Source organism: Bacteroides sp. GM023, assembly GCF_014750685.1.
Lineage (GTDB): Bacteria > Bacteroidota > Bacteroidia > Bacteroidales > Bacteroidaceae > Bacteroides.
Map to the genome: position 1 here is coordinate 602343 of NZ_JAAXGE010000005.1, position 17346 is coordinate 619688.

General features: G+C 41.7%; 8 protein-coding genes and 1 tRNA gene. 6 read left to right on the forward strand and 3 right to left on the reverse strand.

Going from position 1 to position 17346, the window contains the following annotated elements; translation table 11 throughout:
- Positions 1–131: 131 nt before the first annotated feature.
- Entirely contained in the window at positions 132–1484 is a 1353-nt protein-coding gene (locus HC965_RS13340) for an MATE family efflux transporter (protein ID WP_191031909.1), read from the reverse strand.
- 92 nt (positions 1485–1576) lie between these two features.
- Between HC965_RS13340 and HC965_RS13345 the strand changes: the two genes are divergently transcribed.
- Both HC965_RS13345 and HC965_RS13350 read left to right on the forward strand, forming a co-directional pair.
- Positions 1577–2962 carry a GDSL-type esterase/lipase family protein gene (locus HC965_RS13345; RefSeq protein ID WP_191031910.1) on the forward strand — a complete coding sequence of 462 codons (1386 nt, stop codon included), beginning with the start codon at positions 1577–1579 and terminating at the stop codon, positions 2960–2962.
- A gap of 194 nt (positions 2963–3156) precedes the next feature.
- A complete protein-coding gene (locus HC965_RS13350) occupies positions 3157–5025 on the forward strand; it encodes a PAS domain-containing sensor histidine kinase (RefSeq protein ID WP_191031911.1) in 1869 nt (622 codons plus the stop codon).
- A gap of 144 nt (positions 5026–5169) precedes the next feature.
- Here HC965_RS13350 and HC965_RS13355 read toward each other — a convergent pair.
- Positions 5170–5242 (reverse strand) — tRNA-Lys (locus HC965_RS13355).
- Positions 5243–5362: 120 nt separating this feature from the next.
- Here HC965_RS13355 and ettA point away from each other — a divergent pair.
- The 4 genes from ettA to HC965_RS13375 all read left to right on the forward strand — a co-directional run bounded on the left by ettA (position 5363) and on the right by HC965_RS13375 (position 16120).
- The gene (ettA, locus tag HC965_RS13360) at positions 5363–7051 is read left to right on the forward strand and encodes an energy-dependent translational throttle protein EttA (protein ID WP_191031912.1); all 1689 of its coding nucleotides are present in this window, start codon (positions 5363–5365) and stop codon (positions 7049–7051) included.
- A gap of 224 nt (positions 7052–7275) precedes the next feature.
- The gene (locus HC965_RS13365; protein ID WP_191031913.1) at positions 7276–9975 is read left to right on the forward strand and encodes a TonB-dependent receptor; all 2700 of its coding nucleotides are present in this window, start codon (positions 7276–7278) and stop codon (positions 9973–9975) included.
- 13 nt (positions 9976–9988) lie between these two features.
- A complete protein-coding gene (locus tag HC965_RS13370; RefSeq protein ID WP_191031914.1) occupies positions 9989–12580 on the forward strand; it encodes a choice-of-anchor J domain-containing protein in 2592 nt (863 codons plus the stop codon).
- Between the two features lie 243 nt (positions 12581–12823).
- Positions 12824–16120, forward strand: coding sequence for a TonB-dependent receptor domain-containing protein (locus HC965_RS13375; protein ID WP_191031915.1), 3297 nt, complete (start codon positions 12824–12826; stop codon positions 16118–16120).
- 96 nt (positions 16121–16216) lie between these two features.
- On the opposite strand, the gene HC965_RS13380 is transcribed toward HC965_RS13375, so the two are convergent.
- Positions 16217–17317: an endonuclease/exonuclease/phosphatase family protein gene (locus HC965_RS13380; protein WP_191031916.1), complete on the reverse strand. Its 1101-nt coding sequence runs from the start codon at positions 17315–17317 to the stop codon at positions 16217–16219.
- Between the last annotated feature and the right edge of the window lie 29 nt (positions 17318–17346).

Sequence of the window (17346 nt, forward strand, 5' to 3'; positions counted from 1 at the left end):
TATAGTTTAATACGAATCATATCGTATTATGAATAACACCGCAAAGATACATATTATTTGGCATAGGGTTGCTTTTTAAGTTAAAATAACTCGGACGATTCTTTTCGTGTGTTAATAAAAAGAATTAGGAGCTATTCTTTAACCACAGTTGGGATGCCCAAACACTTTTTCTTGATGATGACAAACCAGCTTAAAAGAATCAATCCCTTGGCAACCGTAGTGACGCAGACAGCCCACCAAATGCCTTCTACTCCCATACCCATCCGTACAAACAGGATGGCAAGCGGGATACGCATATAGTTGCAGACGATACTGATAACAGCAGGCGGTATCGTACGTCCGATGCCATAGAATACTCCCTGCATGGTGATTTCGAGCATCATAAAGAGTTGCGAATATCCGTCGATGCGCAGGAATACACCTCCGGCTTCGTAAGCCGCTTGTTCAGGGACAAAAATGGAAAAGACCTCATTCCCGAAGAAAACGAAAAGAAAGGTGCAGAATGTTCCGAAAATTCCTGTCATCCATAAGGTTGTGTGCCAGGCTTTAAGTACCCGCTCGATTCGTCCGGCCGCATAGTTTTGGGCAATAAAGGCACTTAGTGCGGTGGAGAACCCTTGTGAAGTATTCCAGGTGATGGCTTCTATTTGTCCGCCGGTGGTGAAAGTCATCAGGCCGATATGTCCGCCCTGTTCTGAAGCCGTGCGACAAAGGAACATATTAACGAAAGCAAATAGAGTGTTCAAAGTAGCTACGGGGAGTCCCAGTTTTAAGATTCTCCGTGTGTATTTTTTCTTCAGACGAGTGAAGAAAGGGAATCCGCCGAGCAATGCATCTCTGTGGCGCAACTGATAGACGAAGATAAGGAATACACTCGCTTCTGCAATCCAGGTAGCATAAGCTGCGCCGTTTGTCCCCAGTCCGAATCCGAATATAAACAGAGGGTCGAGGATGATGTTCAGTATCAATCCCGTGCCGCTTATAAAGAAGGGAACTTTACTGCGTCCTGCCGCATTATAAATCCCTGTGAAGGCGGCGGAGAGGAATACGAACGGCAATCCGGTCGAAACAATCCGCAGGTATTGAACGGCATTGGCAGTAATATGTTCTTCAAGCTCATAGATACGTATGATAGGCTCTGCGAAAACGAAAAGCAATGTCCCCCAACACAAGGAAATAACCAATGCAATTGTAATATTGTGAGATGCGAAGTTCCGTGCGTCTTCCTGACTCTGTGCGCCGATGGACTGTCCGACACTGACTTCGGAACCTACCTTATTTAATAGGGAAATGGAACCGGACATCCATGTCAAAATTCCGACAGAGCCGATGGCGGCTACGGCTTCACTTCCCAGTCGTCCCACCCAAGCCATATCCGTAAGACTATATGCCATCTGAATGAATGAGGTTGCCATGATAGGCATTGCCAGATTGAACAGTTGACGGTTGATAGGGCCTTGCGTAAGATTCTTTATTCCTTGCATATAATTTTTTATAATCAAAATGGGGTGCAAAGATACACAAAATTACTATCTTCGCACATCTAATTATTCATTAATCAAAGTACATAGATACTATGAAACAGAAATTTTCTACTATTTTCTTCCTGCTGCTTCTTTTATTGGCAGGTTCCCGGGTGGTAGCCCAAAATGCTCCGAAACCATTTGATATTGAACAACCTTCGCTTCGTGTATTCCTTCCTGCACCGGAACTGGCAACGGGACGTGCTGTTGTAGCTTGCCCGGGTGGCGGATATTCTCACTTGGCTGTCAACCACGAAGGTTATGACTGGGCACCGTATTTCAATAAACAAGGCATTGCGCTGATTGTCCTTAAATACCGTTTGCCGAAAGGTGACCGCACACTTCCTATCTCGGATGCCGAAGCTGCCATGAGGATAGTTCGTGACAGTGCGGATGTATGGAACCTGAATCCGAATGATATTGGTATCATGGGGTCTTCCGCCGGTGGTCACTTGGCATCGACCATTGCTACCCATGCTAAACCCGAACTTCGTCCGAACTTCCAGATTCTTTTCTATCCGGTGATTACGATGGATAAATCTTATACTCATATGGGTTCTCACGATAATCTTTTGGGTAAGGATGCGTCCGCCGAACTGGAGGCTGAATATTCCAATGAAAAGCAAGTGACGAAGGATACGCCCCGTGCCTTTATCGTTTATAGTGACGACGACAAGGCTGTTCCACCCGCCAACGGAGTGAACTATTACCTTGCTCTGAACAAGCACAAAGTTCCTTCCGTTCTTCATATCTATCCTTCCGGCGGACATGGCTGGGGAATCCGTGAAGGTTTCCTTTATAAGAATGAGATGTTGAACGAACTGACTTCGTGGTTAAGTAGTTTTAAAGTCCCTCATAAAGATGCTATCCGTGTTGCCTGCATCGGTAATAGCATTACCTACGGAGCTCGCATCAAGGACCGTAACCGCGACAGTTATCCTGCCGTATTGAGTCGTATGATGGGCGATGCTTATTGGGTAAAGAATTTCGGAGTGAGTGCCCGTACCTTATTAAATAAGGGCGACCATCCTTATATGAGCGAAAAAGCCTATCAGGAGGCACTGGCTTTCAATCCCAATATCGTAGTCATCAAACTTGGCACGAACGACAGTAAATCATTCAACTGGAAGTATAAAGCAGACTTCACAAAAGACTTGCAAACAATGGTAGATGCTTTCAAAGCCCTGCCGGCCCAACCTAAAATTTATCTCTGCTATCCTTCCAAAGCCTATCAAACGGGTGATAATATCAACGATGATATTATTTCCAAAGAAATCATTCCAATGATTAAAAAGGTTGCCAAGAAAAACAACCTGTCGATTATCGACCTTCACACGGCAATGGACGGCATTCCCCAACTCTTCCCGGACAAGATTCATCCAAACGAAGAAGGGGCAAAAGTAATGGCAAAAGCTGTTTACGATGCTTTGAAGAAATAAAAAACGAGCCATAAAACCATTATATACCCGGCTGGAAAGTTCTCTTTCTGAGAAAGTTTCAGCCGGGTTCTTTTTTAGTTTAATGTCGAATAATCTTCTTATAATATGCTAAAAAAGTAACTTTTGGAAAGATAAACTTGACTATAATCCTTAATTTTGTGCACTTAACTATGTTAAAATGATTGGTGGACGTTATGAATAAACAGAAAGATTCTATATTTTTCTCAAAGTTGATGGGTCACGCTAATATGGGATGGTGGAAGGCTAGCTTAACAACTATGAGTTATGAGTGTTCTGAATACATATCAGAACTTTTAGGTTTGGATGAAACTGGAATTATTAGTTTTGAGGACTTCAATAAACGCATACTGAAAGAAGAGCAACGCCCTACAACAGTGCATTCTTTTGGTGTACTCCAAATGCCGGAAGTTGTATATCTGCTCGATACAGTAAAAGGTGCTATTTGGATACGAAGCAAAGTCTGCTTCCAGGAGACAGACGAAGATGGAAATACTTCCGTTTATGGTATAGCCGAAGTCCAGGATGGCCCGGATATGGCATCGGCTTATCAGGCCTTGCAATATAGTGAACGTCTCCTGCATAATGTTTTCAAGTACCTGCCTGTCGGTATCGAACTATACAATAAAGATGGAATATTGATAGACTTGAATGACAAGGAACTGGAAATGTTTCATGTAGATAAGAAAGAAGACCTTCTCGGGATCAATCTCTTTGATAACCCGATCTTTCCGGAAGAAATGAAGAAACGGCTGCGGAATAGGGAGGACGTCGATTTTACTTTCCGCTATGATTTCTCGAATGTGGGAGAGTATTATCGGAATTCTAAAAAGGAAGGAACAATTGACTTAGTGACAAAAGTTACAGCCTTATACGATGACGACCATAATCCGATAAATTATCTGCTGATTAATGCCGATAAGACGGAAACAACCGTTGCCTATAATAAAATCCAGGAATTTGAGGAATTCTTCGAACTTGTTGGTGATTACGCCAAAGTGGGTTATGCTCATTATAATATTTTGAGCGGGCAGGGGTATGCCCAAAAGAGTTGGTATAGGAATATAGGAGAGATGGACGGCACGCCATTGTCCGACATCTTCGGTATCTACCGCTATTTGCATCCCGACGACCGTGACTTGATGGCTCAATTCCTGAGCGATGTGCAAAAAGGAACAACTGTTAAATTTAACCGTGACATCCGAATACTTAGAGCTAATGGAGAATGTACATGGACACACGTCAACCTGTTGGTCAAGAAGTATGCTCCACAAGATAATATTATTGAATTGATTAGCATCAACTATGACATTACCGAACTGAAGGAAACAGAAGAAATGCTTGTCAAAGCTCGTGATAAAGCCGAAGCGTCCGACCGTTTGAAGTCTGCCTTCCTGGCTAATATGAGTCATGAGATTCGCACTCCTTTGAATGCTATCGTCGGCTTTTCCAGTTTGTTGGCAAGCACGGAAGATATGGCGGAAAAAGAACTTTATAGCTCATTAATCAGTCATAATAATGAATTATTGCTCAACTTGATAAACGATGTCCTCGACCTTTCTAAAATAGAATCCGGATATCTGGAGTTGCATCCTGATTGGTTTAACCTGACAACTCTGCTTAATGAGAGCATTGCAGAATATACCTGTCAAGTTCCTTCCGGCGTCGAACTTCGAACCAACTACCCCGAACAGGATTTCTTAGTGGACTTAGACAGGCTGCGAATCAAGCAGATATTGAATAACTTCCTCTCGAATGCACTGAAGAATACTACTCACGGACATATAGAAGTTTTCTATGAAGTAGAACCGCAATTCGTACGTATTGGTGTCAGCGACACCGGTTGCGGAATCCCTCAAAATATGAAAGAAAAGATATTCGAACGATTCGAGAAGCTAGATTCATTTATCCAAGGCGCAGGACTCGGCCTGTCTATCTGCAAATGCATCGTTGATAAAATGAACGGTCGGATATTGATAGATTCCCAACTGGGAATAGGGACTACTTTTGTAATCGAACTGCCTTGTCGTTCCGCTTCAGTCTGATATACTGGCACTGGAAATATTATTTTGGAAAAAGGAGGATATGAAGAAAATCCGTCTTGGAATATTAAAGTAAATGATAAGAGAAATAATATCAATATGAATAAAGAAAAGCTCTTGAAATTCAGGAGCTTTTCTTTATTTTCGTGATCCAGCTGGGGCTCGAACCCAGGACCCCAACATTAAAAGTGTTGTGCTCTACCTGCTGAGCTACTGAATCAATCCTTATATGCTTTCTTTCGAATGCGGGTGCAAAGGTAGAACATTTTTTTATAACTCCAAAGGATTTCAAACATTTTTCTTATCTTTGTGCCATTATCAACAATATATAATCTTACATATGGCTGACGATAAAAAAATAATCTTCTCGATGGTGGGGGTAAGCAAAGCTTTTACACCCAATAAAAATGTGCTGAAAGACATTTACTTGTCATTCTTTTATGGAGCGAAAATCGGAATTATCGGTTTGAACGGTTCCGGTAAATCAACTTTATTGAAGATTATCGCAGGTTTGGAGAAATCCTACCAGGGAGAAGTAGTATTCTCACCCGGATATTCTGTAGGTTACCTAGCACAGGAACCTCATTTAGACAACACAAAAACAGTAAAAGAGGTAGTAATGGAAGGTGTGCAACCCATTGTTGACGCACTTACAGAATACGAAGAAATCAATCAGAAATTCGGTCTGCCCGAGTACTATGAGGATCAGGATAAAATGGATGCTCTCTTTACTCGTCAAGGTGAATTACAGGATATTATTGACGCAACAGACGCATGGAATCTCGACAGCAAACTGGAACGCGCAATGGACGCCCTCCGCTGTCCGCCCGAAGACCAACCGGTAGTCAATCTTTCCGGTGGTGAACGTCGCCGTGTAGCCCTCTGCCGTCTACTATTGCAGAAACCTGACGTCCTGTTGCTGGACGAACCTACCAACCACCTGGACGCAGAATCTATCGACTGGCTGGAACAGCACTTGCAGCAATATGAGGGTACAGTTATCGCTGTAACTCATGACCGTTATTTCCTAGATCACGTTGCCGGATGGATTCTTGAACTCGATCGTGGCGAAGGTATCCCCTGGAAAGGTAACTACTCTTCCTGGTTGGAACAGAAAACCAAACGTATGGAAATGGAAGAGAAAACAGTCAGCAAACGTCGTAAAACGTTGGAACGCGAGTTGGAGTGGGTGCGTATGGCTCCGAAAGCCCGTCAGGCAAAGGGTAAAGCCCGTCTTAACTCTTACGACAAATTGCTGAATGAAGACGTAAAAGAAAAAGAAGAAAAACTCGAAATCTTTATTCCGAACGGCCCTCGCCTGGGTAATAAAGTAATTGAAGCCAAACACGTAGCAAAAGCCTATGGTGACAAACTTCTCTTTGACGACTTGAACTTTATGCTTCCTCCGAATGGCATTGTCGGCATAATCGGCCCCAACGGTGCGGGAAAAACTACCTTATTCCGTCTGATTATGGGTATGGATACAGTAGACAAAGGTGAGTTTGAAGTGGGAGAGACTGTAAAAGTGGCCTATGTAGATCAGCAACACCGCGACATCGATCCGAACAAGAGTGTTTATCAAGTTATCTCCGGCGGTAACGAGCTAATCCGTATGGGTGGCCGTGACGTGAACGCCCGTGCATACCTTTCCCGTTTCAACTTCTCCGGTGGCGACCAGGAAAAACTCTGCGGTGTCCTCTCCGGTGGTGAAAGAAACCGTCTGCACTTGGCGATGGCACTGAAAGAAGAAGGTAACGTACTATTGCTCGACGAACCTACCAATGACATTGATGTAAATACATTGCGTGCTTTGGAAGAAGGTTTGGAAGATTTCGCAGGTTGCGCAGTAGTTATTTCCCATGACCGCTGGTTCCTTGACCGTATCTGTACACACATCCTTGCTTTCGAAGGAGACTCCAATGTATTCTACTTTGAAGGCTCTTATTCGGAATACGAAGAAAATAAAATGAAGCGTTTAGGAAATGAAGAACCGAAACGCGTTCGTTATAGAAAGCTAATGACTGACTAAGTTAGCTTTTATATTGAAAGAAAAAACATTCAATTTGTGATAGAAAGAAAGCTCCGCAGTCAATTGCGGGGCTTTCTTGTTTTAACAAACTTCAACAATGCTTTAGCTCCTTAAAAAAATGTAGTGTAATTGTAATGATTATCTTATTTAATAATATTATATTTGCAACTTAGGAACACATTTTAAAGGTTGATTAACACTATCTATTAACTAAAAGAAGAATTATGAGAAAATTTCTAATTCAAGTCCTGTTAGTCGCTGTGCTGTCAGTATTTAGTACTGTAGCATTTGCCCAGACAACAGTGCGTGGTCAGCTTGTCGATTCAGAGACTGGTGAACCGCTGGTAGGAGCTGCCGTAATAGCAGAAGGTACTACACAAGGGTCTACGACCGACATTGACGGTTTTTTCAAGCAAAGCGTTGCTTCGAATGCCACATTACTATTTAAGTATGTGGGCTATAAAGAACTTAAAAAGAAAATTACGCAGAAAGGCGCTTCTGTGGAATTGGGTGTCATTAAGATGCAGCCGGATGCGGTAATGTTGGCAGACGTTACAATAACTTCATCTGTTGCTGTTGCACGTAAAACTCCGGTAGCTGTGTCTACAATCGACCCGGTGTTTATTGAAGAAAAGTTGGGCTCGCAGGAATTTCCTGAAATCCTGAAATCTACTCCGGGTATATACACCACAAAAGATGGCGGTGGTTACGGTGACTCTAAAACCAACGTGCGTGGTTTCAAGAGCGAAAACGTGGCAATGATGATCAACGGTGTGCCGATGAACGGTATGGAGAACCAAAAGGTATATTGGTCTAACTGGGCTGGTCTGTCCGATGTGACTCGTAGTATGCAGGTACAACGTGGTTTGGGTGCATCAAAAGTCTCTTCTCCGGCTGTCGGTGGTTCTATCAATATTATAACTAAGAGTACAGATGCTAAAAAGGGCGGTTTCGTATCTTATGGTATGGGTAATGATGGTTACAACAAGATTTTGTTCAGTGTATCTTCCGGTCTTTCTAAGGACGGATGGGCATTCACTTTGCTGGGTGGTAAGACTTGGGGTGACGGCTACATCCAAGGAACTGAATTTGAAGGATACACTTGGTTTGCCAGTATCGCTAAGCGTTTCAACGATAATCATCAACTGACATTGACTGCTTTTGGCGCTCCTCAGTGGCACAATCAACGTAGCAATCAGAATGGTCTTAGTATTAAAGAATGGCAACGTGTGAAACAATATATGGGTGATGACAGTCCATATAAGTATAACTCAACTTTCGGTTATAGAAACGGCCAAGTTTACAACTCAGCCAGAAACTCTTATCACAAACCGCAAATCTCATTAAACCACTTGTGGCAAATTGACCAAAAGTCAAGTCTGAGTACTGCTGCTTATGTATCCATCGGTCGTGGTGACGGATATAGAGGAACGGGAGACAGCACTTACAGCAACAAATGGTATGGTTCTACAAACGGATTAGTAAACAACGACTTCCGCAGATCTGACGGAACATTTGACTATGATGCAGTTCAGACTATGAATGCAGAGAGCACCACAGGTTCCAAAATGGTAATGAGTAAGATGATGAACAATCACTTGTGGTATGGCTTGCTCTCTACTTATACTACAAAATTCGGTGAAAACTTAGACTTCTATGGTGGTATCGACCTTCGTTATTATAAAGGTTTGCATCAGGATATTCTTACCGACTTGTTTGGTGGTAAATACTTTGTCGATTCTAATAATCGTAAAAATGTGGATGCTGAGAATAATCCTATAGCTGCCGACCCTAATTTTAAAAATGCTAAACTAGGTGTGGGAGACGTTTTGAGACGTGACTATGACGGTTTGGTTTTACAGGAAGGCGTTTTCGCACAGTTGGAATACAATAAGGATAAACTTAGTGCTTTTGTTTCCGGTGGAGTTTCTAACACTGGCTATTGGCGTTATGATCGTATGTATTACAGTAAAAACAAGGCAAAATCTTCTACCAAGAACTACTTGGGCGGAAATATCAAGGGTGGTATCAACTATAATCTTAACGAATATAATAATGTGTTTGCTAATGCAGGTTATATCAGCCGTGCTCCGATGTTCGATACCTCATTTATTAACTCACAGACTTCTCATGCGCGTAATGATGATGCGAAGAATGAAAAAATCATGTCTTTCGAAATGGGCTATGGTTTCCGTAGCGGATTCTTCACTGCAAATCTGAATGCATATTACACACGCTGGATGGATAAAGCTTTGTATGCTAGCGGTGATATGAGAGATGGTGACCGATACACGCTGAATATGACTGGTGCCAATGCGGATCACTGGGGAATTGAGTTAGATTTTATGGCTAAACCATTTTCATGGATGGAAGTCAATGGTATGTTCTCTTGGGGAGATTGGCGTTGGACTGGTAATGCTACCGGTTATTATTTCAACTCCGCTGGCCAGATGTTGTCAGATGCTACCATTGGTACTATTGTTACAGATATGTCAAATTCAGAGCAATATAAGGCAAACATCAAGATGGACGATGTTTCTGTTGGTGGTTCTGCACAGACCACAGCAGCCTTGGGAGTTACTTTCCGTCCGGTGAAAGGTGTGCGTCTTGCGGCAGATTGGAACTTTTTTGCACGCAACTATGCCGATTATGACATCAGTGCGGGAAGTGCAAAAATGGGTCAGGAAATTGTTGTGAGCAGTCCGTGGAAGATACCGTCCTACAGTACCTTTGATTTGAGTGCAGGCTACACGTTCGATTTTGGAAAGGTACGTGCCACTCTGAGTGGTAACGTTAATAACCTCTTCGATCAGGAATATATCGCTGATGCTCGTGATGGCAGTAGTCATGATTGGGAATCGGCTACACGCGTACTCTATGGTTTCGGTCGTACCTATTCTATAAGATTGAAGTTCAATTTCTAAACCAAGACAGATTATGAAGAAAAAAATATTATTTAGTATGTGCGCTACCTTGCTACTATTGGCAAGTTGCGACTACAACGAAGACAACTTTCCGGGATATGATGAACTCGCTAATGCTACGGATGTACAAAATGTTACGTTAACGCTCGAAGATACTGAATACAAAACCATTGCGAGTTTGCCTGCCAATAAAGAACTGGCAGCATCAAAAGATTCGGAAGGAGAAACTACTTATGCCAGTGCTTTGGAAGCAGTAGGTAAAAATAAGTTCTTCACAGAAGATGCGCTTGCTGCATGGTATCTACCTGCATATATCAGCGATAAGTATCCTTATTTGAGCGATGGCTCTAAGATGACTGTCAATTACAATAACTTTGAAGAACTTCCCGAATATCTGAAAGACTTCAATAGCGTCTCTACCTATGAGTTGACTTCCGATGATTACAAGACAGTGTGGGGTGATGCAGTATCTGCTTCCTTCCTTTCTCCGTCTACAGTAAGACAGATTCCTAACCTTTTGGCAGAAGCCGTGAAGAACCCTGCTGACGGTGCTATGCGCTTAGTCAATTATGCTTATTCTGAAACAGAGCCGAGTACAGGTGGTGGAGAAGAGCCGGAACCAACCTATACGAATATTGCTGATGCTATCAGTGCAGGCGCAGGCAAATATGATGTAAAAGGCGAAGTTGTAGCTGCTAATAGCAGAAGTATTCTTGTAAAAGATGATACGGGTATTATAATGGTATATCTGAATGCATTGCCTTCATTCTCTTTAGGGGATGTGGTGACGGTTTCAGGTGATATTAGTTCTTATTATGGTGCTCCTTTCCAATTCTCTAAAGAGGCAAAGGTAACAGTAGTAGATCGTAAAACTACATTTGCATATCCTACTTCACCGAAAAATATGAGTGCGACAGATATGGATGCTTATCTTACGACTCAACCAGTAGAATATGTTACTTATGAAGGAACATTGACTATTTCAGATGGTAAATATTTTAATGTTGCGGTTGAAGGTACTACAACAGCAGTGGGGCGTGTTCAGTATCCCATAGCAATTGATAATGCTTGGGTGGATCAAAAAGTAAAAGTCACCGGATATGCTGTTGGCGCAAGTAGCAGTAAATATGTGAACACTATTGCTACATCAGTAGTACCTGTTGGCAGCTCTGAAACTACCGCAATACCAGTAGGATTAATTGCTTTGTCTCAAGCTGGTACATATAAGACGCGAGGTGTGGTTGCAGCCACCTATACAAGAGGCTTTATGTTGACAGATGGTACAGGTAGTATTCTGGTATATGAAAACAAAGTTCCGACTTCTAAAATAGGTGATATTGTATCTGTCACCGGAACAACTTCCAGTTATAACGGTCTGATGCAATTTGGTACTACTGGTTTGCAAGTTGAAAAAGAATCGGAAGGCAACACTTCGGTAAATGGATTGATTGCCCAAAATATGGATGGTGCGGATGTGGATGCTTATGTAGCTGCTCCACGTGCTGTTTATGTTGCATATACAGGCACATTGATTATAAAAGATAGTGGTAGCTATAATTCTTATAGTGTGGAAGTAGATGGTACTACAGTGGGAGTAAATTTCTCTTATGTAGATGAGACTACGATCGACGCAGGTCTCAATAATACGCAAGTTATAGTGAAAGGTTACCTTATCGGTTCGAAGCCTGGAACTGTTTATACAATGGTTAATACCGTTACAGCGGCAACCGCAGATAATGTAAGAGCATTCGGCATGACTCGTGCAGCAGGTGCTAAACCTACTACCTCTGCTGTTTATCGTTACGATGTAGCTACTGATAAATGGAAAGCGTATACCACTACTGCAGCAAGTGTGGCAGTACTTCAACCTGCTGATTACACTGCAATAGGTAGTTCTTATGTATCCAAGCCTGCAGAAACTTTGCCTATCTATTTGAAGCAGAATTATCCGTATGCTAAGAAAGACGATATAAAGGTAGTTGTTTATTATACAGATTCAAATTTGGCAGTTGCCGCTACTGAGTTTGTTTATGACGGTGCCGTTTGGACTCAAACTACTGTTGCCACACCGAGCACAATCATATTCTTGAAGTCACAAGGCGAATGGGCAGAAGCAAAAGTTTACTATTCCTCTTCATTACTGAATGGCGATGATGGTGGCTTTACTGTTCAGAATGTTGAGTTGAGTGACTTGAGCAACGTTTGGACATTAGACAAAGTTTATGGCTGGAAAGGCACTGGTTACTCCGGTAGCAATAAAGTGACCGACAGTTGGCTTATTTCGCCGGAAATCAGTCTGAAGAAATCAGCAGTGCCCGTATTGAAATTTGATATTGCCATCAACTATTTGAGAAGTGGAGAACTAGCCAACTACCTCAATGTGATGATATCTACCAATTATGACGGTGGAGATGTAGCAGATGCCGATTGGACTGAGCTGACGGTGGAAGGTATGCCGGCTGGTGACTCATGGACTTTCTCAACTGTGACACCTGTTGACTTGAGCGCATACAAAGAACAGAATGTTCATATTGCATTCCGTTACAGAAGTGACGCTGCAGTTGCTACTACTACGGAAATCAAGAATATGTCAGTTCAAGAATAAGCGTGGTTGTAGAAGCAGAATTGAAGAGTAAAACACACTCATTTTGTTGATAGATTATATGGCATCGGAGGGGATAAATTCCTCTCCGATGTTTTTTTTAGGTTTAGGCTCTCTCTAAACCTTTTTTTTATTCAACCCTTAAAAAATGTAATACTAATATAATCTATATGTCCCGTTTTTATTTATCTTTGCCGCTGATTCAGAGAAATATAATATATTAGAGAACAAATTTTAAAAGTACTTATGTTAAAAAGATTAAGATTTATTCTTACGGTTATTGCCCTTTTGGCTGCTGTGGGTATCAGTGCGCAGGTCACTACTGCCACGATGAGTGGTAAAGTAACTGCACAAGAAGAACCCATTATCGGTGCGACAATCGTAGCCATTCACGAACCATCAGGAACTCGCTATGGTACTGTGACTAATGTCAGCGGACAGTTCACTTTGCAAGGTATGCGTACCGGTGGCCCATACAAGGTGGAAATCTCCTATGTTGGTTATCAAACTGCCATTTACAAAGGTATCAACCTTTTGTTGGGAGAAAATTATGTTTTGAATGTATCTCTAAAAGAAAGTTCGGAACTATTGGACGAAGTAGTAGTGACTGCTTCTAAAGATAGCAATATGAAGTCTGACAGGGCAGGGGCTGTAACCAACCTTACCAGTGCAAAAATCGCTTCTATACCTACGGTGAGCCGTAGCATGAACGATATAATGCGTTTATCTCCGCAATCAAACACAACATCCAATGGTTTTGCTGCCGGTGGTGGTAACTATCGCCAGTCATTTGTGACAGTGGACGGGGCTTCATTCAACAATGCTTTCGGTATTGGCTCTAACTTACCGGCGGGCGGCGCTCCTATCTCTTTGGATGCTTTAGAACAGTTATCCGTCTCAATCACTCCCTACGATGTTCGTCAAAGTGGTTTTACGGGTGCGGCTATCAATGCAGTAACTAAATCCGGTACAAACGAATTGACAGGTTCTGCTTATACATTCCTCACAAACAATAATTTGATTGGTGACAGAGTAGGTGATAACTCAATTGAACTCGAAAAGTCTCATCAATATACTTATGGAGCTACTTTGGGTGGTGCTATTATAAAGAATAAATTGTTCTTCTTCGTGAATGGAGAATATGAAGACGATTTGACAGCAGGTCCTATTGCGCGTGCGCGTAATAACACTGATGAGAAATATGGTGAGAGCGGTATTCATCGTCCTGTTGCTTCCAAGATGGATGAGATTCGTGATTATCTGATTAAGACATACGATTACGATCCGGGAGCTTATCAAGGATATAATGTAAAAGTCCCTTCCTATAAGTTTTTGGCGCGTGTAGACTGGAATATTAATGAGAACAACAAAGTAAACGTTCGTTTCTCTAAGACTAATAATAGATATGACGCTTCCCCTTCCACTTCTGTTTCTCCAATGACAGTTACTACAATTTTTCCTGGTGATGATGACAAAGGTATTTCTTCCGGAAAAGGAGCTAGTTCTGACGAAGGACTATATTTTAGAAATACCCGTTATCGTCAAGAGCAGAGATTTACGTCTATTGCTGCCGAATGGAATTCAAAATGGGGGATACTGAATAATACTTTGCGTGGAACCTATTCATATCAAGATGAACCGCGTTCTTATGATGGTGGAGCTTTCCCGACTACTTACATTTTGGAGGACGGTGCAGTATATGCTATGTTTGGTACAGAATTATTCACGGAAGGAAACATTCGTCAAGTGAAGTCATTTACTATCACAGATGAAGCTACCTGGACATGGGGGAAACATAACTTTATGGCTGGTTTGCAGTTTGAACATAATAAAGCTGTGAATGGCTATATGCAGGGCGCAAACGGTGCATATATTTTTAAATCCTGGAATGACTTTGTAACGGGCGGAAAGCCTTCTTCGTTCTTGATTACTCACTCTAATTCAGCGGATTTATCACAGTTCACTTCTCAAATGAGACAGATGCAATACTCGGCATATGTTCAAGATCAGTGGAACATTAATGAGAACTTCAAATTGACTGCCGGTCTGCGTTTTGAATTACCCGTGTATCCTTCATTGAAGGACAATTATAATGCTGAATATGCAAAACTGGAGTTTGGTGACCGCAAATTTACTACAGATCAAAAACCTGGTAATTCATTGTCAGTTTCTCCGCGTGTTGGTTTTAATTGGGATATTACTGGTGAACGTAAGTATGTGCTACGTGGTGGTACGGGATATTTTGTAGGACGTTTGCCATTTGTTTGGTTAGTTTCGGCAGTAGGAAATTCAGGTGTAGGTCAGACGCAATATGGTTATAATATTGGTAAAAGCTCTACTGCCGGTGCAGTTGCCCCTAATTTCCATACGAATGTGAATGATATTTTGGATGATGTTTATAAAGGTGGTTTTACTCCACAAGTAAGTATTCCTGGCAGTCCTACTATTATTGATAAAGATTTGAAGATGCCTGCTACTTGGAAAACTTCATTAGCTTTTGACACCAAGTTACCAGGTGATATTGACTTTACACTGGAAGGTATTTACAACCGCGACTTTAATCCGGCTGTTATTTCCAATGCTAATATTTATGCTGATGGAACGAAAACAATCAGTAAAAACGATACACGTACTGCCTATAAGAGTTATAATAACAATACAGGTGCTTATTTGATAGAAAATGGTGGTTCAAAAGCTTATTATTTGTCGTTGACAGCACAGTTGCATAAATCATTTAATTTTGGCTTAGATGCTTCATTCGCTTATACTTATTCCCGTGCTCGTTCTTATGGAGACGGTATTGGCGACCAGGTTACCTCTGCATATAAAACCAATACATATTCTATTAATGGTATTAATGACCACGAATTAGGTTACGGTACTTACGTAGCACCTCATCGTATTATTGCCTCATTAGGTTACTCAAAAGCTTATGCTAAGCACTTTAGGTCAAGTGTTTCATTTATCTACGAAGGTGCACCGCTGGGCTATGCGGGTGGAAGCTATTCTTATTCCCGCTATTCATATACTTATACTACTAATATTGTAGGTGATGGCGGCGCTAATAATTTAATATATGTACCTGCTACTAAAGATGAATTGACTTTCAAAGATGTGACCTCAGAGCAAACAGGTGCAGTAACCTATTCCGCGGCACAGCAGAAAGAAGATTTCTGGAATTTTGTTCAGCAAGACAAATATCTCAAAAAACGTTTGGGTAAATATGCAGAACGTGGTGGTGCAGTGATGCCTTGGCATCATCAGTTAGATTTCAAGTTCAATCAGGATTTCTATATGATGATAGGTGGTAAGAAGAATTTGTTGCAATTTGGTGTAGATATTCAGAATCTCGCTAATCTTCTTAATAAAGACTGGGGATTATACAAGACAGTAAATTCTACTACTCCATTGAAAGATAATGGTGACGGAACATTTACGATGCAGAAAGCTAGCGGTCAAGTTTTAAATTCTACTTATAAGAATTATGCGAACACAGCTTCTACATACCGTGTGATGTTCAGCTTACGCTATATCTTTAATTGATTATCGTAGATCGGAAATATTTTTGAAATATATATAAAGAGAGGATGTATCACAGCGGATACATCCTCTCTTTTTTTGTATTTACTATTGGTGTTTTTACATCCTCACCCTCATCACCACCGGATTATGATCGCTGTAATTCAAGTCCGGTGAAAAGTAATCCGTACTTTTCAGCTCCGGTGAGTGGAGGATATAGTCGATTCTTAGCAGATGCTTGAAATACTTGAAAGTGTACATATACCCATGCCCGCTTGTTTTGAACCCATCTTGCAGTTTGTCACCTTTCACAGTATGATACACATAAGACGAAGGCAGCGAGTTGAAGTCACCACAGACTAGAGTAGGATAGGGGGAAGCAGTAATCAGTTGGTTGAGAAGATTAGCCTGTACGGCACGTTTCTGAAAGTTCTCATGTAGTCCGTCCATGAGAGTGAGGGCGGCACGCTCTGCCCGTTGCGTATCATCTCTGCGGAGTTCCTTTTCCAGTTTACGCTTGTTTTGAGTCACTTCCGTTGTCTGGAGATGATTATTGAATAAGCGGAGCATTTTGCCATTGATTTCAATATCGCACCAAAGACTACAATTCTTGGAATCAGGATAGATAATAAGATTTTCCTCTTTGATGGGGTAGCGGCTGAAAACAGCCAGTTGCAGGAGATTTGTTCCTTCGGGAGATGAAGGGATAGAGTGATAAGGCCAATTGGCGAGAGCCACGCAAAGACTGTCAATCCCAAATTCATCATTGATACCAAACTCTTGGAAACAAAGAATGTCTGCTTTCTGATTCTTCATGTAAGAAGCGATTTCTTTGCATGAGTATCCGGTATGTTCGTGATTGAAAGCATCGACGTTGTAAGTAGCTATGGTTAAAACTCCCGGAGTATATCCACCAATTTTGACTATCGGCTTCGAAGCCGGACTGAAAAGAGGGAACTGGAGCACACAGCTGATATATCCCCAATTACTAAATATAGCAATCAAAGGAATGAAAACCCAATATCGCCAGCGGACAGTCCAATAAATGGCAGTGGCAAGGTTAGCCAACAGAAGAATGGGCAAACCTAAACCGATGAAAGGCATCAATTTAAAACTGTCCGGTGTAGCGCTGCCTGCAAAGGCACCGGCTATTGTTACACCTGCCAAGACACCGGTCAGCAGGATAGATATGTAGTAAAATAGTCTGTAAAAGGCTTTCATCTAATTTAATAAGTTATTTACTATAATCT

Bases quoted from the DNA above. Each gene is read 5' to 3' on its own strand.
- HC965_RS13340 (WP_191031909.1), bottom strand. From the start codon at position 1,484: ATGCAAGGAATAAAGAATCTTACGCAAGGCCCTATCAACCGTCAACTG.
- HC965_RS13345 (WP_191031910.1), top strand. From the start codon at position 1,577: ATGAAACAGAAATTTTCTACTATTTTCTTCCTGCTGCTTCTTTTATTG.
- HC965_RS13350 (WP_191031911.1), top strand. From the start codon at position 3,157: ATGAATAAACAGAAAGATTCTATATTTTTCTCAAAGTTGATGGGTCAC.
- ettA (WP_191031912.1), top strand. From the start codon at position 5,363: ATGGCTGACGATAAAAAAATAATCTTCTCGATGGTGGGGGTAAGCAAA.
- HC965_RS13365 (WP_191031913.1), top strand. From the start codon at position 7,276: ATGAGAAAATTTCTAATTCAAGTCCTGTTAGTCGCTGTGCTGTCAGTA.
- HC965_RS13370 (WP_191031914.1), top strand. From the start codon at position 9,989: ATGAAGAAAAAAATATTATTTAGTATGTGCGCTACCTTGCTACTATTG.
- HC965_RS13375 (WP_191031915.1), top strand. From the start codon at position 12,824: ATGTTAAAAAGATTAAGATTTATTCTTACGGTTATTGCCCTTTTGGCT.
- HC965_RS13380 (WP_191031916.1), bottom strand. From the start codon at position 17,317: ATGAAAGCCTTTTACAGACTATTTTACTACATATCTATCCTGCTGACC.